Source organism: Shouchella rhizosphaerae (assembly GCF_036700015.1).
In the GTDB taxonomy this organism is placed as follows: domain Bacteria; phylum Bacillota; class Bacilli; order Bacillales; family Bacillaceae_D; genus Shouchella; species Shouchella rhizosphaerae.
Map to the genome: position 1 here is coordinate 3235100 of NZ_CP144921.1, position 21269 is coordinate 3256368.

The 21269-nt window shown below is 44.4% G+C and carries 22 protein-coding genes; 12 read left to right on the forward strand and 10 right to left on the reverse strand.

The window, feature by feature from the left end:
- The gene (locus tag V5G21_RS15905) at positions 1-1761 is read left to right on the forward strand and encodes a M3 family oligoendopeptidase (protein WP_011246135.1); all 1761 of its coding nucleotides are present in this window, start codon (positions 1-3) and stop codon (positions 1759-1761) included.
- 134 nt (positions 1762-1895) lie between these two features.
- Positions 1896-2696 (forward strand): hypothetical protein, encoded by an 801-nt coding sequence (locus V5G21_RS15910; RefSeq protein WP_338464933.1) that lies wholly within the window; start codon positions 1896-1898, stop codon positions 2694-2696.
- A 71-nt stretch (positions 2697-2767) separates the two neighbouring features.
- Here the strand turns inward: V5G21_RS15910 and V5G21_RS15915 are convergent, their stop codons facing one another.
- From V5G21_RS15915 to V5G21_RS15925, 3 genes are all read right to left on the reverse strand, one after another.
- Positions 2768-3808 (reverse strand): cytochrome d ubiquinol oxidase subunit II, encoded by a 1041-nt coding sequence (locus tag V5G21_RS15915; protein ID WP_212930169.1) that lies wholly within the window; start codon positions 3806-3808, stop codon positions 2768-2770.
- A 16-nt stretch (positions 3809-3824) separates the two neighbouring features.
- A complete protein-coding gene (locus V5G21_RS15920) occupies positions 3825-5162 on the reverse strand; it encodes a cytochrome ubiquinol oxidase subunit I (RefSeq protein ID WP_095255479.1) in 1338 nt (445 codons plus the stop codon).
- A 279-nt stretch (positions 5163-5441) separates the two neighbouring features.
- On the reverse strand, positions 5442-5612 hold the full coding sequence (locus V5G21_RS15925; protein ID WP_011246139.1) for an FbpB family small basic protein: 171 nt from the start codon (positions 5610-5612) through the stop codon (positions 5442-5444).
- Positions 5613-5869: 257 nt separating this feature from the next.
- On the opposite strand from V5G21_RS15925, the gene V5G21_RS15930 reads away from it, so the two are divergent.
- The 3 genes from V5G21_RS15930 to V5G21_RS15940 all read left to right on the forward strand — a co-directional run bounded on the left by V5G21_RS15930 (position 5870) and on the right by V5G21_RS15940 (position 7455).
- Positions 5870-6019, forward strand: a complete 150-nt coding sequence (locus V5G21_RS15930; RefSeq protein WP_011246140.1) for a hypothetical protein — start codon at positions 5870-5872, stop codon at positions 6017-6019.
- A 105-nt stretch (positions 6020-6124) separates the two neighbouring features.
- A complete protein-coding gene (locus V5G21_RS15935; protein WP_011246141.1) occupies positions 6125-6475 on the forward strand; it encodes a hypothetical protein in 351 nt (116 codons plus the stop codon).
- 176 nt (positions 6476-6651) lie between these two features.
- A complete protein-coding gene (locus V5G21_RS15940) occupies positions 6652-7455 on the forward strand; it encodes a YfkD famly protein (RefSeq protein WP_011246142.1) in 804 nt (267 codons plus the stop codon).
- Between the two features lie 160 nt (positions 7456-7615).
- Here the strand turns inward: V5G21_RS15940 and yfkAB are convergent, their stop codons facing one another.
- Positions 7616-8725, reverse strand: coding sequence for a radical SAM/CxCxxxxC motif protein YfkAB (yfkAB, locus tag V5G21_RS15945; protein ID WP_011246143.1), 1110 nt, complete (start codon positions 8723-8725; stop codon positions 7616-7618).
- A gap of 168 nt (positions 8726-8893) precedes the next feature.
- On the opposite strand from yfkAB, the gene V5G21_RS15950 reads away from it, so the two are divergent.
- On the forward strand, positions 8894-9541 hold the full coding sequence (locus V5G21_RS15950) for a histidine phosphatase family protein (RefSeq protein ID WP_011246144.1): 648 nt from the start codon (positions 8894-8896) through the stop codon (positions 9539-9541).
- A 137-nt stretch (positions 9542-9678) separates the two neighbouring features.
- Here the strand turns inward: V5G21_RS15950 and V5G21_RS15955 are convergent, their stop codons facing one another.
- Positions 9679-11046, reverse strand: coding sequence for a hemolysin family protein (locus V5G21_RS15955; protein ID WP_011246145.1), 1368 nt, complete (start codon positions 11044-11046; stop codon positions 9679-9681).
- Positions 11047-11453: 407 nt separating this feature from the next.
- A complete protein-coding gene (locus tag V5G21_RS15960; protein ID WP_011246146.1) occupies positions 11454-12275 on the reverse strand; it encodes a DUF368 domain-containing protein in 822 nt (273 codons plus the stop codon).
- Between the two features lie 139 nt (positions 12276-12414).
- On the opposite strand from V5G21_RS15960, the gene pdaA reads away from it, so the two are divergent.
- Complete coding sequence (gene pdaA, locus V5G21_RS15965; protein WP_011246147.1) at positions 12415-13194, forward strand: delta-lactam-biosynthetic de-N-acetylase; 780 nt, start codon at positions 12415-12417, stop codon at positions 13192-13194.
- Between the two features lie 200 nt (positions 13195-13394).
- Here the strand turns inward: pdaA and V5G21_RS15970 are convergent, their stop codons facing one another.
- From V5G21_RS15970 to V5G21_RS15980, 3 genes are all read right to left on the reverse strand, one after another.
- Positions 13395-14291, reverse strand: a complete 897-nt coding sequence (locus tag V5G21_RS15970; RefSeq protein ID WP_095237423.1) for an NAD(P)/FAD-dependent oxidoreductase — start codon at positions 14289-14291, stop codon at positions 13395-13397.
- A 67-nt stretch (positions 14292-14358) separates the two neighbouring features.
- Positions 14359-14778, reverse strand: a complete 420-nt coding sequence (locus V5G21_RS15975) for an Rrf2 family transcriptional regulator (protein WP_011246149.1) — start codon at positions 14776-14778, stop codon at positions 14359-14361.
- Positions 14779-15602: 824 nt separating this feature from the next.
- Positions 15603-15965 carry a hypothetical protein gene (locus V5G21_RS15980; protein ID WP_011246150.1) on the reverse strand — a complete coding sequence of 121 codons (363 nt, stop codon included), beginning with the start codon at positions 15963-15965 and terminating at the stop codon, positions 15603-15605.
- A gap of 164 nt (positions 15966-16129) precedes the next feature.
- Here V5G21_RS15980 and rlmD point away from each other — a divergent pair, with 164 nt between their 5' ends.
- The 3 genes from rlmD (at position 16130) to V5G21_RS15995 (ending at position 19071) form a co-directional block, all read left to right on the forward strand.
- Positions 16130-17545, forward strand: coding sequence for a 23S rRNA (uracil(1939)-C(5))-methyltransferase RlmD (gene rlmD, locus V5G21_RS15985; RefSeq protein ID WP_011246151.1), 1416 nt, complete (start codon positions 16130-16132; stop codon positions 17543-17545).
- 35 nt (positions 17546-17580) lie between these two features.
- The gene (locus V5G21_RS15990) at positions 17581-18654 is read left to right on the forward strand and encodes a S66 family peptidase (RefSeq protein WP_197528316.1); all 1074 of its coding nucleotides are present in this window, start codon (positions 17581-17583) and stop codon (positions 18652-18654) included.
- Positions 18655-18774: 120 nt separating this feature from the next.
- Positions 18775-19071, forward strand: a complete 297-nt coding sequence (locus V5G21_RS15995) for a hypothetical protein (protein ID WP_011246153.1) — start codon at positions 18775-18777, stop codon at positions 19069-19071.
- 32 nt (positions 19072-19103) lie between these two features.
- On the opposite strand, the gene V5G21_RS16000 is transcribed toward V5G21_RS15995, so the two are convergent.
- Positions 19104-20006, reverse strand: a complete 903-nt coding sequence (locus V5G21_RS16000; protein ID WP_011246154.1) for a TIGR01777 family oxidoreductase — start codon at positions 20004-20006, stop codon at positions 19104-19106.
- Positions 20007-20107: 101 nt separating this feature from the next.
- On the opposite strand from V5G21_RS16000, the gene recX reads away from it, so the two are divergent.
- Together recX and V5G21_RS16010 are read left to right on the forward strand one after the other, a co-directional pair.
- Positions 20108-20929, forward strand: coding sequence for a recombination regulator RecX (gene recX, locus V5G21_RS16005; protein ID WP_011246155.1), 822 nt, complete (start codon positions 20108-20110; stop codon positions 20927-20929).
- Positions 20929-21249 (forward strand): YfhH family protein, encoded by a 321-nt coding sequence (locus V5G21_RS16010; protein WP_011246156.1) that lies wholly within the window; start codon positions 20929-20931, stop codon positions 21247-21249. The genes recX and V5G21_RS16010 overlap by 1 nt, the downstream gene beginning before the upstream one ends.
- The last annotated feature ends 20 nt before the right edge of the window (positions 21250-21269 follow it).

Consider the following 21269-nt stretch of genomic DNA (forward strand, 5'->3'; position numbering starts at 1 on the left):
ATGCAATATCCAATAACATGGGATTTAGAATCGATTTTTGCAGGAGGAAGCCAGTCTGAGGCGTTTAGCGACTTCTTAAAAGAAACAAACGGTTTGCTCGACCGTTGGCAGGAAACAGAAGCTGCTTCTGTGGACATACAAGAGCTTGTTACGGCAATTGAACAAACTTTTCCTCGACTTGCCCATGCGAGTGCCTTTGTTTCTTGTTTGCTAGCACAAAATGTAAAGGACGAAACGGCGCGTTTGCGCCAAGAGCAAGTACAAGAGCTTGAAGTCAAATGGCAAAAATTAAACTTGCTCCTTGAAGAAAAACTGAAACCGATTGACGATCAAGCCTTTGCCTCTCTCCTTGAAGAAGAAGCAATGAAACCGTCAGCTTTTATGTTGGAAAAAGCGAGAAAACGGGCAGCTGACAAAATGAGCGCAGACAAGGAAGAATTGGCAACCAAGTTGGCTAAAGACGGCTATCACGCCTGGGGATCCGTTTATAATGAAGCAGTCGGGCGAATGGAAATCCCGTTTGAAGAAAATGGGGAAGTGAAACATTTGTCGGCTGGACAACTCCATAACCGCTTATCGAATGAAGACCGTTCTGTGCGCAAACGTGCTTATGAAGCGTCGCTACAAGCATGGGCTCAGCAAGCGCCATTGATTACACAAACATTAAATCGCCTTGCCGGTTTCCGTTTGAAGCTGTATGAAGAGCGGGGCTGGGACAATGTTTTGAAAGAACCATTGGACATAAATTTAATTTCCGAAGAAACATTAACAACGATGTGGGATACGATTACGAAAAACAAGTCAAAACTATACCCATACATGGACAAAAAGGCAGAATTGTTAGGTTTGGAAAAACTTAGCTTGTTTGATGTCAACGCTCCTTTGCCGACAAGCGAAACGTCTAAAAACGATATTCCGTACGAAGAAGCTTGTGAGCTGATCATCAAGCATTTTAACCGCTTCAGCCCGAAAATGGCTGAATTTGCTGAAATGGCGCTTAGCAACGGTTGGGTCGAAGCTGAAAACCGGGCCGGAAAACGCCCAGGCGGCTTTTGTACAACTTTTCCACTCCGTCAAGAATCGCGCATTTTTATGACCTATGACGGCTCAATGGACAATGTTGCAACGCTCGCTCACGAACTGGGCCATGCGTACCATAGCTGGTGCTTAAAAGACATGCCTGTCACGTCGCAAAAACAGTATCCAATGAGCATCGCCGAAACCGCCTCCACATTCGCCGAAATGATTGTCGCTGATGCACTTGTGTCTGAGGCAGAAAGTCCAGATGTAAAACGATATTTGCTGGAAAACAAACTCTCTCGTTCATTAGCCTTTTTCATGAATATCCATTCCCGTTTTCTGTTTGAAACGCGTTTTTATGAAGAACGCAAACAGGGGATTGTACCGACTGAACGTTTAAATGAATTGATGGTTGAGGCACAAAAAGAAGCATATGGCAATAAAGTAGAAGCATACGATCCTTATTTTTGGGCATCAAAATTGCATTTTCACATAACGAAACAACCGTTTTATAATTTCCCTTATACATTTGGCTATTTGTTTAGTATGGGCCTATATGCACGGGCCTTAAAAGCAGGCGCTTCTTTTGAAGACAACTACATTGCGTTGCTGCAAGACAGTGGCAGCATGACAGCCGAACAACTAGCACAAAAGCATTTACAAGTCGATTTGACAAAACCGGACTTCTGGCAAGAAGCGATCGATGTTGTGCTAAAAGACAGCCATCAATTTGTCCAGTAAAAACAGCGGGGGTTAGCCTCCGCTGTTTTTTTGCGCAAGAATTAATAGTAGAAGGGGAACTTAGGTTTGAAGTAAAATAACAATAGAACATAGTCATCGATGCTTAGGAGCTTCAAAGAAGGAGGCCTTTTTGAATGAAAATGAAGTGGATGGCGGTGTTATCGGTACTTGCCATTCTCTCTGCCTGTGCAGGAGATACAGAAACATCAAAACCAAATACGGATAATGACACAAATGAAGATCAGGAAACCGCATTAGAAAGCGATAAAAAGGAGCACAATCAACTAGCTGAAGAAGAAGGGGAGGCGGAAACGGTTGCAGCAATAACAGCTGAATCCGTTATCGAGGAAGCGATTGTTGCTGAGAAAAAATTGGGGAATTTTAGCCTAGAGTGGCAAAAACACGAAGTAGCGGAAGACGGGACTGTCATGGAAGCGTATGCTTTTGAGCGGTTGCATGTATACAGTTCTGACAATGGCCCGGATTACTTTTTTAAACAATCTGAAAACATTGATGAAGATGGGAATGGCGTGGAAACAATCGAAACTCAAACGCCTGAAGGAAGAAACGTGTACCTGAGCACAGATAGCTTTGCTGTACTGAGCGAGGCTAGCGATGACCATGTTCCGCCATTTTCCCCAGAGCCACTTGAAGACCTAATAACTGAGCAATCTCCCTATGCCCTTACATATCAAGGCATTTATGAAATCAGCGGCTACCTCGCACACCATGTGCAAGCGACGGCAGAAGAACGGGATGTAGAAATCAATTTGTGGTTCGATACTGAAACAGGGTTGCTAGTAAGGGAAAATGCATTTTATCAAGGCAAGCCAGGTCAAGTTTTGATCTTAACCACGTTTGAAGAAGACATTGACTTCGATCCAGAGCTATTTGACTTTCCTGTTGAGGGGGTTCCAGTCCGGGACGAGCGGTAATCGCACGATAATTAACGCCACTGTTAGTTATGTGATGTGATTACCACGATCACTTGAATAAGCAGTGGCGTCTATGAATAGTCGTGCTGATCGCTCTGCAAGTACGCTTTATCTTTAAAGAAAAGCCGCCAAAAATAAAGAAAGACAGGGACGAGTATGGCGAGCCCGATTAGGAAGCCAATGAGCAAATAGCGGAACATGGTTTCATTTGTAAAGGCATCATAGATCGTGACGTTCGGGTAAAGCAAGTACGGGAGATGGGCGCTACCATAAGCAATGCTCGCTAAACCAAACTGGACAACAATGAGCAATAAAGCGGCACGAGGGTGACCGAGATGGCTTGTCTTTGACCGCCACCATAAGGCGCTATACCCTAACGCAAAAGCAAACAGGGATAAAGTATACCAATGCCAAAGCGACAAAAATTTCTCAAACATCCACGGCGCTTCGGGAATAAGCGTAAAGATGGCAGCTACTGCAAAAACAAGGGTGACAGGACCAAGGAAAATCGCGTTTTTTCGATAAGAAGAGGCAGTGCTTTCGTCTCCCGCCTCTTTGGCATAGTCGCACATAAACAATGCTGAAATAAACAACTGAGTGACAAGGCCAAAGCCAACATGTGTATAAAAGGCAGGGCTTAAAAATAGCTCGTTAACTAGGATGTATTGCTTGTCGCCAGCGACGACAACAAATCCGCCAATTGCTGCAGGTAAAATGCTGACGAGAATGGCTGGAATGAACAGACCGCATAGCCCAGAGACGAGCGTCAGCATGCGCGAATATTTTTTCGTACTGTACGCGTAGACCAAAAAGGCGCTACGGATTGTAAGCAACAGCAGGACAAGGCAAAAGGGCACGATCATCAATGTGCCGAGCGTAGGGGCTGCCCCTGGAAAGAGAGCCACAAATGCAACAACGAGAAGGACAAGGAAAACGTTTGTGACTTTCCATGCAGGCGATAAAAAGTTGTTTGCAATCGTTGTTGCTTTATAATGGTTCTGGCGGCTATAATACATGGCCCAAAAACCTGTGCCAAAATCAATCGAACCCGCAACAGCATAAATGAACAGCAATGCCCATAATAGCAGTACCGCAACATAGACAGATTCCATAAATCCCTCCTAATACCTAACGGAACGCGCTCATATCTTGGCGGAGCGGATTTCGCTTGAAATAAAAATACATAACAAAACTCGTTAAAATGAGCAGAACAAGGTAAAGCGTTGAGAACAAAAAGAATAACAAGCCGAGGTTGCCGGAAGTTGTCGCTGCCTCGGCAGTCGTTTGCACGCCGAAAATAATCCAAGGCTGGCGGCCAGTACAACTAAAAATCCAACCTGTCTCGATGCCGATCATTGCAAGGGGGCCAGCAGCAACAAGTGCGATTAAGAGCCATTTTGGAAACCGGATGCCGTCCTGTTTGCGTCTGAAAAACGAAAACAGCAGGCCAAGGCCTGAAACAGCAATCAATGCAAAACCGATGCCAACCATTACGTTAAATAGCGTATGAACAAAAAGTGGAGGCCACTGTTCAACAGGAAAATCATTTAACCCTTGGACGACCCCGTCCGTTGAGCCAGTCGCGAGCCAGCTTAGCAGTCCAGGGAATTCCAGTCCGCCAATCACTTCATTCGCTTCTGGGCTTGGCGTTCCTAAAATCGTCAATGGTGCATTGGTTTGTGTGTCAAAAAGCCCTTCTGCTGCTGCTAATTTGATTGGGATTTCCTCATAAAGCATGACCGTTGTGTCATGGCCGGTAAAGCCAGTCCAAACAGACATCAAAAATCCAAACACAAGCGCCAACATTAATCCTTTTTGGTGGTAGCGGACTTCTGCCGCTGTAATGGATGGTTTTAACAACTTAAAAGCAGCAACAGCACATAACACGAAAGCGCCTGTCATGTAGGCCGTGCTAACGACGTGGTACGAGGTCGACCAAAAACTTGGCGACAAGGCAGCCGCAAGCGGATTGACGTTTTCAATTTGGCCGTCAATGATGTCAAAACCTCTCGGGGTATTCATCCAAGAGTGGGCGCTAGTGATCAAAACAGCAGAGGCCACAGCGCCAAAGGCAATAAAAAAGGAACTAATGATTCTCATAGCAGGAGAAAGACGATCAGCAGCATATACATAAATAGCCAAAAACAACGACTCTAAAAAGAAAGCAAAAATTTCAATTTGAAATGGCAGCGCAATCACTTGACCGACGATTTCCATAAAGCCTGGCCAGAGCAGGGAAAGCATAATCGCTACAATCGTACCAGTTGGAATCGCTACGCCAAGAAGGATGGCAAGCCCTTTTGTCAACCGCTTGGCGAGGATGGCATAATCGAGATCGTTGCGTAGCGCCCTCATCCATTCTGCAAAAAAAATCATTAGCGATAGGCCGACTGTTAATGTCGCAAAAATAATATGAAAGGCCATTGACGTGCCAAACAGCATGCGTGCAAGCAGCACATGATCCATGAGGGACCCCCGCTTCCCGTTTTTTTATATGAAATTACTTTGTGCGATTGCCAAAAAAATATACAAAAAGGGAAAAGATGCGGGAATAAAAAAACGAGCCTAAAAAACGGCTCGTTCCAGACTGTAGAAAAACGCTCGCATCCTTCGTTGCTCACCTCATTCATATGCTCATGAACCCATGTTCTATTCGCATCTTCACTCGGTTTCGCGCCTCGGCTGACAAGCGTTTTCTATCAGCCAGGGGATTTTGTCGACTCTGTCGACAACCTCAAACGAGCCTTAAAAACGGCTCGTTCTAGTTGGTTTGGCTTTTTTGAGTGAACGGTTTTTCTTTTGGGCACGTTCATCCAATTTATCATCAATTTTGGATAAAGCCTCAGGATCGTTTAAAAGTTCATCTCTATTTTGGGCCATTAAGTCCTCAAAACGGATTAAATGACGTTTACGCATATGATCACCCTTTTTGTGTCTGAATATTTCCTATCATTAGTATACCATGAAAACGTAATTTTACAAGCGTAATTTGTTACAAATTTTTGATAAAGATGAAATTTGTCGAACCAAGTCTAGTTAAGCAGAAAATCCTTTTAGGGAAGACACTTTACATCAATGAAAAACACTGGTAGAATATTTCTAACTTAAAGGGATCTTTTTTACTGGTGATTGAGCGCTTGTTCGGGCAAGCTAAAAGTGGGGAGGGACCAACAATGACACAATCAGAAAAAGAAAAATTGATTGCCCTTGAAAAACAAATAAAAAAACTTTCTGCACAGGTGGATGAGCTAAAAAACAGCAATCATCACACTAAATTCGAAATCCTTGAAACAGACCGTTGCCTTGTGCAAACATACAACTAATGCTGACCCATTGCGGTTGGCATTTTTTTGTGAATGGGTTCAGCTTTACAAATGCGAGAGAATCTGTTTTAAAATAGAAACAGGATACATAAAGGAGGAATAAAAATGGCCAGCAAAAAATGGGGGATTTTGATTGCAGGTGTTGTCATCGGGGCTGTACTTGTAAAAAAAGATTGGCGAAACCGTCTTTGCCAAGAAGCGAAGGAACTGAAGCAGCAGGCAGGGGACACGTATGCCTTTTTGCGGGACAATCGGGAAAACATGGTTGGGCAAGCAAAAGAAGTCATGGAGGATGTCCGCTCGATTTGGAAAGACATTTCCGAAGATGTGCGCACGCTGACACAAACAGCAAGCCATATGAAAGAAACATCTGAGGAAGCGATCCAAGCAGCAAAGGAAGCTGCTGACGAAATTAAGCTGTTAAAAAAGCAGCGTGAGATGAATAACGAAAGATAAGAGAGGGGATTCTTTAAGTAAGGACGGCAGCAACGGTTGGCGTTCTTTCTTATAGATCGGGCTTAGGTAAAAACAGCAGCAGCGATATGCTGCTGTTTTTTTTATGGCTTTGATGGATAAAACGAAAAGAGATGTCAAACAATACCTTTACAAACGATAGAAGGAGGGTACTTCTTATGAAACGAATTGCGCTTTTATTGTTGGCTTTTATGTTGGCAATCACGGCTCCTGCGTACGGAAAGTCGGAAGCAAATGAGCCTGAACAAACATCTTTTAAAATTCCTGACTCTGTCTTATCCATTTCTAAAGAAAACACATATAAAAATGCAACACAAGACTTGCCTTATTTGCAGCCAAGCGAGTTTGCCAAACAATTGCTCCGGTCAACGGAAGAGCAAATTCAAAATCCAGATTTAATCCGGCTAATGAATGAGTCGTCGATCCAGTTTCCGCAATTGGGATTTGCGATGAGAGCTTCCATTTACTTAGGAGAGTGGCCTCTAGCTTACCAATCAAAAGGAACGGAAGTCAATTGGGAGTATCAAAAAGTCAATACAAATTACATTGACAACCGTGGCGGAAATGCACCAAAGAGCATGTCTTACCTGCAAGAACAACAGAAAAAAGTGACAGGCGGCTTGAGCGCAAAAATACCGAACGGAGAGGCAGTCAAAAAGATGATGATGATTAGCGCCGCTGAGAAAACAAGCTTGCCCCTTGCTTTTGATACAGTGGTTGGCCAAGGGACGAAAAAGAACCAAAAATACAATGTGCCATCACGCCAAGTTGGCTACCTATACGGCTATGTTCCGGCAGTCCAAGAAAAAGGAAATGTCACATATGGGGAAGTGTATTTAACGATAAAAGGCGGAAAACCGAGGTTAGATGTCAAGAATGTAACCGAGCAAGGCATTAGTGCTTGGATTCCTGTGCAAGACAATATCTCTTTTACGTTTATGGCTTCTACACAACCAAAATAAAAAGAACCCATGCCTCTTTCATAACAAGGGCATGGGTTCTTTTCGCATACGTCGGCGTTTGCCTAGGCTCATAAACCTCTGTTCTATTCTTGCGACTGCACTCCTCGTCTAAAGCGTTTCTTTTAGTCTGAGTGTGGTTTTCGCTCTTCATTTCCACCAATTAAAAATGAGCAGATCGTTTTGAAAAATCGGTTTCACGGTAATAGGTGTTTTTGACAAGCAAATTCGGACCTAAGCATTGCACGGAAGGACAATGGCAAGAGAGAGAACGGTTAATCGCTGAATCGCGCCACCGGGCGTAAGCTTCATCAAAACGGCTGTCTTGAATGTTCCCAAGCTTAGGAACATCGCCAAAATCAGTGACAATGATATCGCCGCTAAATAAGTTTACATTTAAGCGCGACCGGCCATCGGGGTCATTGCGGACGGTCACATTCGGTTCGCTGTACAGGCGTTTTTGAAGCTGCAAGTCGTCTTCGTTGTTGCTGCAAGGATAAAATGGCAGTGTGCCAAAGAGCATCCAAACGTTTTGATTGCGGCAATCAAGGAGGCGGTGGATGCCTGATTTAATCTCATCCAAGCTCGCTACTTCTAAACTGCTGGCAAAGTCGCTTGGATACATCGGATGCACTTCATGGCGTTGGCAGCCCATTTCGACAATTTGCTGATGGATGTTCTCCAAATGGGGAAGGGTCCGTTTATTTAGCATCGTTTCAGCTGAAACGATCACGCCTCTTGCCGTTAACGCTTTGGCATTTTCAATCATTCGCTGAAACATCGCATGGCGCTGTTCTTCTTTCGGTTTATGCTTTGAATGGGCAAAGCCGATGAGCGAAAAATCATCCACACTGCCGTAGTTGTGAGAAATATGCAAGACATCCAAATAGGGCAAGATCAGATCATAGCGTTCAAGAGGCATCGTCAAATTTGAATTGATTTGCGTTTTGGCGCCACGTTCGTGTGCGTATTTAAGCAAAGGGACAACATATTCCCGCACTGACTTCATGTTCATCATCGGTTCGCCGCCTGTAATGCTAAACGCCCGGAGGCGGGGAATTTCATCTAGGCGCCGAATGAGTAAATCAAGCGGGAGGGGGTTTGGGTCTTTTGGCGATAATGTATAGCCGACCGCGCAATGCTCACAGCGCATGTTGCATAGCGTAGTCGTTGTAACTTCAATGTTTGAAAGGGTCAGTTCGCCATATTGCTCGATATCCCTATAGGCTTCCCACGGGTCTGTGTGAGGGGCAATGGTCTGTTGCACATTCATTTCATCAATCTCCTTTAAATGTCCATTCCTATCTTAGCGCATCTTTGCTAAAAGAAAAAGACCAATTGAGGATGGCCGTCATGTTTGGTACACTTGCGGTGCAAGGCAAATGATGTCGCAAGTGCGCGAATAGAGGCAATGGAAGCTGCCCCTAACAAGGAGGATACAATGAAATTATATATGATACGGCACGGGGAATCAGAAGGGAATCGGCTAGGAAAAATCCAAGGGTCAATGGACTTTCCGCTATCGGACCTTGGGGAAAAACAAGCGCAAGCAGTGGCACGTTTTTGTACAACACTTGCTGCTGATTATTTGTATACAAGCGATCTAACACGGGCTGCTAATACGGCACAAGCCATTTCTGAAGAAACGCAGCTCCCTCCGCGAAAATGGGAATTGTTGCGTGAAGTCCATCTTGGCCCGCTGCAAGGGTTGACACGTTCTGAAATTGCGGATCGCTTCCCTGAAACAACAGGAAAGCCATTGATTGCTTCAGGAATCGATGGCACAGAGTCTGCCCAAGCGCTAACAGAGCGCTGTTATTCATTGCTCAGTCAATTGAAAAAGGCACACCGTGATGATGAGTCGGTCATTCTTGTTTCGCATGGTGGCTTTATTAGCTGTCTGCTTATGTATGCTATAGTTGGAGAACAATGGGCTGCGTTTGAACGTCCATTTGTCATCGGCAATACAAGTGTGACTTTGCTTGAGTGGAAAGAAGAAGACGAACGCTACCTCCTTCACTACACAAACCGGACAGCGCACCTTGAAACCGTTCGTGCCGATTTAACAGCCAAGCACGGTTTGCTGTAAGAAAAAAGGCAAACGCACCAAAGTGTGTCGTTTGCCTCGCTTTTTGCAAGAGTGTTGGAAAGCACGAAAACGTTGCTCGTCATTTCATATACGGCTGCTTTCATCCTCGCAACAAGCCATTTAGATTGATAGATTTATTAGGAGCCAGACGCTTCATACGGGGGATCGAAACGTTCTTCTTCGTCCTTTTTGAAACGGTTTTCTTCGTCATTTTTTAAGACTTCGATTTGTTTAATCTGACGCCCATCAAAAGCTTTAACCGCAAACACATAAGGCCCGAACGTGAGCGTTTCGCCGACTGCAATGTCGTATTTCTCCGTTAAGAGCCAGCCGCCAATTGTGTCAACATCTTCTTCGCTAATCTCGACATGCAAAAGTTTGTTGACCTCTGAAATGAGCGTTTTGCCGTCAAGTAAATAATGATCCTCGTCAATTTTGCTTATGAGTGGATCTTCCTCCACATCAAATTCATCGCGAATTTCGCCAACAATTTCTTCGATGATATCTTCCGCTGTAATAAGCCCTGCGGTGCCCCCATATTCATCGTACAAAATCGCCATATGCGTTTGTTTCTTTTGCATTTCGACAAGCAGGTCATTAACAGGAATGGATTCAATTACGCTAATGACTGGACGAATATAATTTTCAAGCTTTATCTCTTCTGTCACATCAGGGGCGACGATGTCCGATAAAACTTCCCGTACATTTACGATTCCGAGAATATGATCCTTATCGCCGTTTACAACTGGATAGCGGGTAAACTTTTCTTCCCGCATGATTGCTAAGTTGTCTTCAAGCGAGTCTTCAATTGAAATTGCAGAAATTTCCGTCCTTGGAACCATGATTTCTTTAGCAATCCGGTCGTCAAAGTCAAAAATTTTGCTTACATATTTAAACTCGGATTGATTGATTTCGCCGCCTTTGTAACTGTCGGAAATGATGAGGCGCAGCTCTTCTTCTGTATGCGTCACTTCATGTTCTGACATTGGCTTGAAGCCTAACATTTTTATTAAAAGGCGGGCTGAGCCATTCAAACTCCAAATTAATGGGAAAAGCATACGGTAAAACCATACAAGCGGCCGCGCAAAAAGAAGAGTAACCTGCTCAGCTCTTTGGATAGCGATGGTCTTCGGAGCCAATTCCCCAATGACAACATGCAAAAATGTCGCAAAAAGAAATGAAACCGCAATCGATAATGAGGTTACTGCCGAAGCGGGCACCACATCTTCAAAGAAGGGGTGAAGCATTTGTTCAAAAGTCGGCTCTGCAAGGCGGCCGATCCCTAGGGCAGTAATTGTAATGCCAAGCTGGCAGGCAGAAAGGTATTCATCCAAGTTGGATGTCACTTTTTTCGCGTAAATCGCCGATTTTTTGCCAGTAGCAAGGTGCGGTTCAAGCTGTGTGCTACGTATTTTTACAATCGCAAATTCAGATGCTACGAAGAAAGCGGTTAACGCAATAAGAATGGCGACCGCAAGTAAGCTTAATCCCTGTTGTATGTCCAAATATTCCCCTCGTATAAGAGGGAGTCACCTCCTGTATGTCCTTCAAATTAGGAATCACATTTCCTAGTTTGGAACCAGAGGGCAACGCGCAATTCTAACGGTTTCTCTATGAAAGGCTAGCTGCGTACACAATTACTTTTAAGTGGTAGATGGTTTCGCAAGAATAGCGGAAGCCCGACCCGATTGGAAAGCAATCGAGAAGTTCCAAACGGCATGTACGCACGATACCGTTTTTCTATCTACTTTGTACTCTCCACCATCGAATCACCCCGCTCTCACATGAACTACTTTCATTTTAGGGCAATTAATTGCGAACGTCAAACATTTTGAAGAAATTGATACACAATTCAAAAAAGTACCTTGTCCATCGGGGATAGGTACTTTTTGTACAATCATTTTTCCGTTCATTAACGCTCTGCTTTTCCAAATGTTAAGGCAGTGACAAGGCCAAACAAAAGGGCCATAAGTGAGACAAGCCAATAGAGGAACGTCTCAGGCAGCTCAGTTGGAACGATAACAATAAGAGAACCGGCAACAAGTCCAATCATGAGCGAATAGGTTGCTTGCGTATATGTTTTAAGAAAGAAACGGACGAGCCGGCTTGTCACAAGCAGCCCAAGGACAACGCCACAGCCAATTGCGATAATAACAGGGATATTCATGGTCGAGAGGGAAGCAATCGCTGTGTGGTACACGCCAAGAATCAAAAAAACGAGCGAACCACTAATACCGGGCAACACAAGGGCAGTGCTTGCCAGCCAGCCTGAAAAAAATAAGTAAACATAGTCTGGCAAAGATAGGTTTTCCATCACTGCTTGGTTTGATTCGCCGACAAAATTGGTCATTGCAATAAGCACAAACGCCCCGATCATCAACACATAATGGAGGGGTTTAAACGAATGTTTCGTTTCTGCATGGGCAGAGCGCCATAAAAACGGCAAAATGCCAAGAACGAGCCCAGCAAATAAAAACATCATCGGTTGATTATGTACATGAAGCAAATATTCTATGAGTTTCACGAATAAAGCAACAGCAGCTACCATGCCAATGCCGAGTGGGATTAAAAAGCGAAAAGCACGCTTTATATGGCCTGTCGTCAAGTCGCTAATTGCTTGGAGCAACTTTTCATATATGCCCAAGAGCATAGCAATCGTGCTCGCGCTCACGCCTGGCACAAGTTCGGTGATGCCCATCGCGGCACCTCGAAAAACATTTTTCCAGTTAAACATTTAGCATCCTCCTAGTTGATCGCAAAAACAGCATCATGCTAATGAAACCATAGCCCATTAAAACATGCAACAAAAAAGAACGAATAAAAGCCTTTCTGCTGACGGAAGCTACGAATAAACACATGAAAGGGAGAAACGTATGAAAAATGCAATTTGTTTACTGCTTTCGCTTTCGATTATCATTGGGCAAACTTCATTGGCGCTCGGGTACGAAAACAAAACGTACAATTGGAGTTACAAACCAGCTCCAGCCCACACGCCAGCAGATACAGAACCAATGTACAAAGAGCTGTTAGAGAAAGCGGATGGCTACTTTATCGGCGATCGTGACAGCAAGTCTTTATATTTAACGTTTGACAACGGGTATGAGAACGGCTATACCGAAAAAGTCCTTGATGTGTTAAAAGAAAAACAGGTTACTGGCGCTTTTTTTGTAACAGGCCATTATTTAAAAACAGCGCCAGAGCTTGTGAAGCGCATGGTGGCGGAAGGGCACATTGTCGGCAACCATTCATACCACCATCCGAGTTTGCCACAAACAAGCGATGCCAAGCTAGCGGCTGAACTCGATGACGTGAAAACATTGTTTACTGAAATAACAGGTGAGACGGAGATGCGCTATTTACGGCCGCCAAGAGGGGAATTTAGTGAGCGTACGCTCATGAAATCAAAGGAGCTTGGCTATACGAATGTATTTTGGTCCCTTGCCTATAAAGATTGGGAAGTCGATAAACAAAAGGGTGGAAAGTATGCCTACGACCAAGTAATGAAACGAATCCACCCTGGAGCGATTATGTTAATCCACGCCGTATCGCCTGATAACGCCGAAGCATTGCCTGATATTATTGATGAATGCCGGCGCCAAGGCTACACGTTCCGCAGTTTAGACGAATTGTCGTTACATTCTCCCATGCCTTAGTGTGTACCGCTCAATTAACGTTTGGTGCAAAAGTAGTTCAGCCTGTTGGCAAAATCTCGGTAAAACCGAGACAGTCGACAGGCTTTTTTGTACAATTAAAGAGAGAAAAAGGGTCTTTTCACTTTTGAAGTAATTACGTAGGTTGTGGCATGGATCATCAATAATAAGGCTCCCTAATCACAAGGGAGCCTTATTATTGACTAAAACTCTTCATCAACCAAATCAATCACGATGCCTGCCCCAACTTTGCTGCCTTCTGCTGCCGCTAAAATCAGTTGCTGTGGCCCGTTAAAGGTAGTATCGCCGCTAGCGTAAACACCTGCGACGCTTGTTCTGCCAAACGGATCGGTTTTGATGCCGCCTTGCTCGTTGTATGTGCAGCCAAGTGCTTTCCCAAAGGCTTCGGCTTGCTGCAAATCGACTGCCACAAAGCCGCCCTCTCTGTTGATTTCTTGGCCATCGGCAAAGCGAATGTTTTGTAGTTGGCCGTCTTCTCCTTCGAGGGCCGCGATTTCTTCTTCGATCACTTTGATGCCGTTGGCTAGAAACGCAGTTTTCTGCTCATCCGTTAAAAAGCGCTGGCCATTTGTGCAAATGACTAAGTCTTTGCTCCAGTTCCAGATGAGCTTTCCTAAGTGGAGGACGCGCTCATCTTCACAAATGACGACAAGGGGCCGATCGCGTAATTCCCAGCCATCACAAAATGGACACGGGAATAAGCTCGAGCCGTAAAATGACTCAATTCCTGCTATATCTGGCAATTGATCTTTTAAACCTGTGGCAAGCAAGATTTTCCATGCGTGATACGTTTCCTTCGTTTCTGTTTGCACAGAAAAGCCGCCTTGTTCTTTTGTCATTGCGCCTACGCGTACTTGTGCCCACTCTATATTTGGATATTTTCTCAAATCGGCGTATGCTGCTTCTTTAAACGCGCTCGGTTTGATCCCGTCTCTAGTTAGAAAACCATGTGATGCATGGGTGACGGCATTCCGTGGTTTGTTTTCATCCAATAGCAGTACCTTTCGTTTCGCTCTGCCTAGTACAAGTGCTGCGTTTAGCCCAGCTGGGCCTCCTCCTATAATGATGCAATCAAACATGGCTCTATGCTCCTTTATTGTATATATTAAGGACTCTTTATATCTGTAATCGGTGCAAAAAAGGAGACTAGGCCCTTTTTTCTTTCATTTGTCTGGCGATGTCTGCAATGTAAGTGGCATCGAGATCCGCTTTCATTTTTGCCTCGGCGTTCATCATGACTTGCTCAATCAAACAACCATGATTGTGCGGGAGCTCGTTGTGGTCGAGCGAACAATGAAACAAGCTCGTTTGACCTTCAATTGCTTGGATCACATCAAGAAAAGACGTTTCCTTTTGGCGTTTTAAAAGACGGTAGCCGCCTTTTACACCAGGCGTTGATTCGATTAACCCGGCTTTAACCAGCTTAGTTAAAATTTTTGACAGATACGTAGGCGAAAGATTTTGCATCTTCGCCAACTGTTCAACGCCAATCGCTTCGTTTTTTTCATTTAGCGTCAAAAAAGCCATTGTATGCAGTGCATAGTTCGTTGCCTTTGAATATTTCATTGCTACAGCCGCCTCCAATTTTGCCGTTATTCCAGATCGATTGAGTCCGTAATTAACTATACGCCAAATTGATTTTGAATGCAAGAAGCCTGCTTAGGAGCTACAAATATGCATGTTTGATTAAATCACAACAGAATGTGTACAATTTTGCGCAACGTTTCAAAGTGAACCGAAGGGTAAATTCGATTTACACGGTTTTCTGTTATTCCTGTGCAAACGGAATTCTTTACAAAAGATTTAGATAATGGATAGCTTTGTGAGGCGTAAGCGAAACGCTTGTACCAACGCATCTAAGCGAGGAATCAAGCCCTTGGCTTTGGAGCTAGGCTTGGTTCCTTTCATTTCTAAACATCTTTATCGCAACTAAATAACCCGTTGCAACAATAATGAGACCACGGATGACATATCCTAGTATCATTTAAAAAGAACCACTTTCCTGATTGGCAACATACTTACTTACAAAATAGAACATCGTCGTTGCAATAAGGAAGTACAGTAAAAAGCGTAAATATCTCATTTCATTATCTCAATCCATCCATTTTTAATACCAATCCCTACGATTAGTAAACTTAACGGGATCGCAATCGTTCAACGAAAAAATAGTCTTTGCTTGGGCTGTAGCTACATTTGAAAGAGCTAGTGCTTGAGTATCTAGATCGATATAGCAGCAATCATGGCAATTGAAACTGACGGACAAAAGGAGGACTGACTAAAGAGGGTATAAGCCGGGTGATCACAAGCATGTCCCGTAAAGGAAACTGCCGGTTGTATTTTTCTAAGGGCAGTTCCCTTTTTATTTAGAGGCTATAGGGACAGTCTCTTCGTTAATTTAGGCTATATTCATGGCCAATGGCACTTGCAATCGTTTCAAGCGTTGCGACATCTGTCACATCGAAGGCGATCGCTTCTTTCGTGCGCACGACCATAACGCCGATTTCTGTACTGTTTGCATTTTTAACAGGAAATTTTAATTCGCCGTTGCATTCCCAGCGCAAATCATTTTCAAAGCATGAGGCAGCAACAAGCTTATGGTCGAGATTTTCATACATATAAATACCGACCCAATCAATATATGGAACGGTGTCGACTAAGCTTTCCACTGTTTTAGCGAATATCGAGTAAACGTCCTTTTTTTTGTATACATGTGCCATTATTTTTAGCGATGCGATATCGGTAGGTATAGACAACCCTCTCACCCCTCTTTATGCAAAATTCCTTCTCCATTCTAACAGAACTGCAGGCAAGATGGATTAGAAAGTTTAGGAAAGCAGTCGATTTTGTTATACTAAGGGAAGAAGCGAGTTGGCCAATCAACAAAAGTGCGACCGCCTCCACTAACAGGAGTGAGACGATGAAAACGAACAATAAACAAAAAACGTCTTCTCGATCAAGCCAAGGCGTGTCTGTAGTCAAAGGGCAAAAGTTTCCGTTGACGATCAAACGTATCGGCATTAATGGAGAAGGCGTTGGTTATTATAAACGCCATGTTGTTTTTGTAAAAGGCGCCTTGCCAGGGGAAGAAGTTGTCGCTGAAGTGACAAAGGCAGGGCGCTCTTTTTCAGAAGCGAAAATCAAGAAAATCCGCAAGCGATCAAATGACCGTGTTAAAGCGCCGTGCCCCATCTATGAAGAGTGTGGCGGCTGCCAGCTTCAACATATGAATTATGAGGCGACATTGGAAGGCAAGAAGGACATTGTGCGCCAAGCGTTTGTCCGCTACACAAATGTGCCAGAATCAACGCTGCCGCTAAAAAATACGATAGGCATGGACAACCCTTGGTATTATCGTAATAAAAGCCAGCTGCAAACGCGCAAGCAAAAAGACGGCAGAGTGGCAGCAGGGCTGTATCGGGAAAATAGCCATGATTTAATTGATTTGTCCGCTTGCATGGTGCAGCATAAGCAGCTGAACCGGGTGGCACAAATTGTTAAGCAGCTGCTCGGAGATTTGCAAATTCCTATTTATAATGAGAAAACGCATAGCGGTGACATTCGGACGATCGTGACTCGAATTGGCTTTGAAACAAAGCAAATCCAACTTGTGTTTATTACAAGAACCGAAGCACTCCCGAAAAAAGAGCTGCTTATTAAACAAGTGCGGGAAAAACTGCCTGAAGTGACGTCCGTTATGCAAAACGTCAACCATGAGAAAACGTCGCTTATATTCGGCGAGAAAATGGTTCATTTGTACGGTGAAAAGACGATCCATGAGCGTCTTGGAGAATACAGCTTTGACCTATCGGCACGGGCCTTTTTCCAATTAAACCCGAGCCAAACGGTTAAATTGTACAATGAAGCGAAAAAGGCAGCCCACTTAACGGGAAAAGAAAAGCTCGTTGACGCGTATTGCGGTGTCGGTACAATTGGCCAATGGCTTGGCGATCAAGCCGAAGAAGTCCGTGGCATGGATATTACCGAAGAAGCCATTGAAAATGCACGCAGCAATGCCAAAAAGCATGGAATCGCTGCTGTATATGAAGTGGGTCCGGCAGAAAAATGGCTGCCGTTGTGGCTTAAGCAAGGATTTAAACCAGACGTTATTTTAGTAGACCCTCCACGCAGCGGCTGTGACCGCCAATTGTTAAAAAGCATGCTAAAAGCCAAGCCGAAACGAATTGTTTACGTCTCATGCAATCCATCTACTCTTGCCAAAGACGTACAACATCTGATCGAAGCTGGCGGCTATGCGATTCAATCCATTCAGCCTGTCGATATGTTCCCATGGACGGCACAGGTGGAAAGTGTGACTGAGCTAATTCTCAAATAAAAAACGTTAAAATCTTGTTTGCTTCCAATAGAAAAATGAAAAGAGGCCCACGAAAAAGGGAGGGGAATGGTGTGCTTAAACTTTTACAGCCTGCTAGACTGCAAAAAGGGGATAAAGTCGCAACTGTGAGCCTTAGTTGGGGAGCAGCTGGAGACGAGGAGATTCGTTGGCGTTATGAACAAGGGAAGCGGCGGATTGAGGAAGTGTTTGGTCTTGAGGTGGTAGAAATGCCCCATACGTTAAGCCCTCCTGACGAAGTATATCGCCATCCAGAAAAGCGAGCGGCAGATTTCATGGCCGCTTTTGCTGATCCATCGATTAAAGCCATTATTTCCTGCATTGGCGGCAATGATAGCATTCGCATGCTCCCTTACATCGATTTTGAACTGATTCGCGCAAACCCGAAAATTTTTACCGGCTATTCGGATAGCACAGTTGCTCATCTTATTTGCTTGAAAGCCGGGCTTTCTAGCTTTTATGGCGTTTCTGTGCTCAATGACTTTGCAGAGAATGGTAGGATGCACCCTTACACAGCTAAATGGATTGAAACGGTGTTGTTCTCGGGCACTCCAGTTGGCCCTATCCCAGTGGCTCCCGAATGGACAGGAGAATGGCTTGAATGGACGGTTGCCAACAAAGAGAAGCGTCGTACATATAAGCCTAATCATGATTATGAAGTGGTGCAAGGGGAGGGAGTCGTGCAAGGGCCGTTAATCGGTGGTTGTTTTGAAGTGTTAGAAATTCTAAAAGGAACGCCGTTGTTTCCCGCTCCTTCGCAATTTGATGGAGCAATTTTGTTTTTAGAAACGTCTGAAGTACACGCGCCTGAGTGGCTGCTTGAAGACGGTCTGCGTCAATATGGGGTGTGTGGAATTTTAGAAAGGTTAAGCGGCATTCTGTTTGCTAAACCCCAAAATGGCCGGTTTTATAAAGAATATAAGCATGTCATAAAAAAAGTGCTAGCTGAATTTAATTGTGGGCAGTTGCCTGTCCTTTACAATGCTAGTTTCGGCCATAACGAGCCGAAATGTTTGCTGCCTTATGGGGCGCGTGGGGAAATCAATGCAAACAATGGGACGTTTGCCATTTTGGAGCCGGGAGTCCGGTAGCACTTAAGAGCCTTGGCTAAAAAAACGTAAAACTAGGCGTTCATAGTTGACCGCAAGCGCTTGTTTTCCATACGATAAAGAAGAACGGTGGCCTATGCACCAACAAGGGGGGCTTCACGCTTGAACTTATACAAAACGCACATCATTCATCCACATACGCATGTGCCACTCATTGTCTATTTTAACGAAACGGAAGGGTTCGTCAGTTTTGAACGGGATGAGCGCGTATTAAATGCTATGTATAATGTAAAGCGGGATTTGGCGTTGAATAAGCAATTTCAGGAAAGCCTGCGGAGAGCCACCCTGCTTTGCGAAACGCAATACCCGCTTGATACGCTGAAAGAAGCTGAAGAGTTTTTGCGCAAGATCGGAATTGATGAAAAAAACATTTATTTTGAACAAGTGCTCGTCCATTAAAAAGGCTTAGGTTCACATACACCTAAGCTTTTTTACGTTAGCACTTGTTTGAGCGCAGCATCAATATTGGTATACATAAAAGGGTAGTCATGCATGACTGCCTTTTTCGGGTAAGCATATGCGCCATCTAGCACCAATGTACTCATTTCTCCGAGGGCAACTTTAATGGCGAAAGCGGGAGCTGGTAGCCAATAAGGCTTTCCTAAAACGTTAGCGACTGAGCGGTTGAGGTGCTGCATGCGCACTGGATGGGGCGCTGTTACATTGAGCGGGCCTTTTATTGACTTCGTTTGGATCGCAAAAGCCATTAAACCGACGGCATCATCAATGTGGATCCATGACATCCATTGCCTGCCAGAACCGACTTTGCCGCCTGCATAAAGTTTGTATGGAATGATCATTTTGGCTAATGCGCCTTCCCGTTTATCAAGAACAATGCCAATCCGGGTTAATACGGTACGGACCCCATAGGCTTCAGCTTGAACAGCAGCATTTTCCCATTTTCTCGCTACTTCTGTTAGAAAGTTGTTGTTAACCGGTCCGTCTGCTTCCGTAAATGTAATGGAGTCTGAATGGCCGTAATAGCCGATAGCAGAAGCTTGAATAAGCACGCTCGGTTTTTGCTCCATCTTGCTGATGAACGCCACTACTTCGTTCGTAGCCTCAAGCCTGCTAGCGACAATCTGAGCTTTTTTGCTTTTTGTCCACCTGCCCATTAGCGGCTCGCCAGCAAGGTTGACAAATGCTTCTGTGCCCTGGAGTTGCTCGAGTGGCGAGGCAGCTGGATTTAGCCACTCCACGAATGTCAGGCGTTTTTTGTTTTGCTTATTTTTGGCGTTCCGCGTTAAAATGTAAATATCATGGCCTTCATCATAAAGGCGGTTGGCTAGTTTAGAACCAATAAACCCTGTACCACCGGCTATAGCGATTTTCATAGCATATCCCCTTTTTCGCTTTGGCTGTCACTCGTTCTACACGATACCCGCTTATGCTGTTATTCACACCTATTGACTACAAAGAAGGGAGGCGTCCCTACGTGGCGACGATTTCCAAAATTACCGTCCAAAAAAAAGCAAAACAGCGCTACAATGTTTTTATTGGCAAGCCAGGAGCAGAACGGTTCGCGTTTAGTGTGGACGAAGCCATCTTAGTAAAATACGGCTTGAGAAAAGGGCTGGAACTGGACGAAAATGAGATCAAGGCGCTCATTGAAGCAGACGAACTAAAAAAAACGCATCATCTTGCCCTTCATTATTTATCGTATCGCATGCGCACAGAAAAGGAAATACGCGATTATTTAAAAGAAAAGGACCGTCTGGACGAGCATATTGAAAAAACGATTGTCTCCTTAAAAGCGGAAAAGCTTATCGACGACCGCGCCTTTGCCGAAGCGTTTGCCCGTTCGAAAACAGCACAAACGCTGATCGGCCCTAATAAAATAAGGCAACAGCTCTTGCAAAAAGGTGTAAATGCCGAAGCAATGGCGAAGGCGCTTTCGCCGTATCAAATAAAGTGGCAAATCGACGTGTTAACAGCATGGTTAGATAAACAGGAAAGGCGTGCTGTCAATCGGCGCGAATCAAATGAGCAATTAAAGCAGAAACGAACGCACCAATTGTTGGCTAAGGGGTTTGAATATGAGGCCATTCAGGCAGCACTTGCAAACCGAGAAGCAAACGAGGACAATGAGTGGGAAGCTCTTGTGTACCAAGGGGAGAAGCTCTTAAAATCATATGTAAAAAAATACAATGGACGGGAACTGACTTATAAATTAAAACAGGCGCTTTACCGGAAAGGGTTCGCGCTTTCGAAGATTGACCGTTTTTTACAAACTGAAATGGAGGGGGAAGAGACGTAATGGAAAAACGATTTAGCGACATGGACGAATACGAATTAAAGCTGGAAATCGCGATGTTAAACGAAAAAGCAAAAAAAGCGGAGCAGCTAGGAAATAGCAATGAATACGCCGTCTATGAACGCCGAAAAATACTTGCGCAAGCGTATTTAATGGATCCGGCAGAGATTGAGCCAGGACAAGTTTACCATATGACTGACGGGGAGTCTTTTTTTGAAGTCTCCTATTTAAATGGTCGCTTCGCTTGGGGCTACCGCACCGGTGAGCGCGAGTTAGTCGGGGTGCCGATCTCATTGTTAGGCGATAAAAAATTAGCGAATTAAAAACGGGTCTCCGAAAAAGG

Excerpts from the sequence above, each read along its gene's own strand:
- V5G21_RS15935 (WP_011246141.1), top strand. The coding sequence starts at position 6,125 with ATGGCCAGCAAAAAATGGGGGATTTTGATTGCAGGTGTTGTCATCGGG.
- V5G21_RS15970 (WP_095237423.1), bottom strand. The coding sequence starts at position 14,291 with ATGTTTGATTGCATCATTATAGGAGGAGGCCCAGCTGGGCTAAACGCA.
- rlmD (WP_011246151.1), top strand. The coding sequence starts at position 16,130 with ATGAAAACGAACAATAAACAAAAAACGTCTTCTCGATCAAGCCAAGGC.
- pdaA (WP_011246147.1), top strand. The coding sequence starts at position 12,415 with ATGAAAAATGCAATTTGTTTACTGCTTTCGCTTTCGATTATCATTGGG.
- V5G21_RS15915 (WP_212930169.1), bottom strand. The coding sequence starts at position 3,808 with ATGGAATCTGTCTATGTTGCGGTACTGCTATTATGGGCATTGCTGTTC.
- V5G21_RS16010 (WP_011246156.1), top strand. The coding sequence starts at position 20,929 with ATGGAAAAACGATTTAGCGACATGGACGAATACGAATTAAAGCTGGAA.
- V5G21_RS15950 (WP_011246144.1), top strand. The coding sequence starts at position 8,894 with ATGAAATTATATATGATACGGCACGGGGAATCAGAAGGGAATCGGCTA.
- V5G21_RS15930 (WP_011246140.1), top strand. The coding sequence starts at position 5,870 with ATGACACAATCAGAAAAAGAAAAATTGATTGCCCTTGAAAAACAAATA.
- V5G21_RS15925 (WP_011246139.1), bottom strand. The coding sequence starts at position 5,612 with ATGCGTAAACGTCATTTAATCCGTTTTGAGGACTTAATGGCCCAAAAT.
- V5G21_RS15990 (WP_197528316.1), top strand. The coding sequence starts at position 17,581 with ATGAAAAGAGGCCCACGAAAAAGGGAGGGGAATGGTGTGCTTAAACTT.
- V5G21_RS15940 (WP_011246142.1), top strand. The coding sequence starts at position 6,652 with ATGAAACGAATTGCGCTTTTATTGTTGGCTTTTATGTTGGCAATCACG.
- V5G21_RS15910 (WP_338464933.1), top strand. The coding sequence starts at position 1,896 with ATGAAAATGAAGTGGATGGCGGTGTTATCGGTACTTGCCATTCTCTCT.
- V5G21_RS15920 (WP_095255479.1), bottom strand. The coding sequence starts at position 5,162 with ATGGATCATGTGCTGCTTGCACGCATGCTGTTTGGCACGTCAATGGCC.
- V5G21_RS15975 (WP_011246149.1), bottom strand. The coding sequence starts at position 14,778 with ATGAAATATTCAAAGGCAACGAACTATGCACTGCATACAATGGCTTTT.
- yfkAB (WP_011246143.1), bottom strand. The coding sequence starts at position 8,725 with ATGAATGTGCAACAGACCATTGCCCCTCACACAGACCCGTGGGAAGCC.
- V5G21_RS15905 (WP_011246135.1), top strand. The coding sequence starts at position 1 with ATGCAATATCCAATAACATGGGATTTAGAATCGATTTTTGCAGGAGGA.
- V5G21_RS16000 (WP_011246154.1), bottom strand. The coding sequence starts at position 20,006 with ATGAAAATCGCTATAGCCGGTGGTACAGGGTTTATTGGTTCTAAACTA.
- V5G21_RS15960 (WP_011246146.1), bottom strand. The coding sequence starts at position 12,275 with ATGTTTAACTGGAAAAATGTTTTTCGAGGTGCCGCGATGGGCATCACC.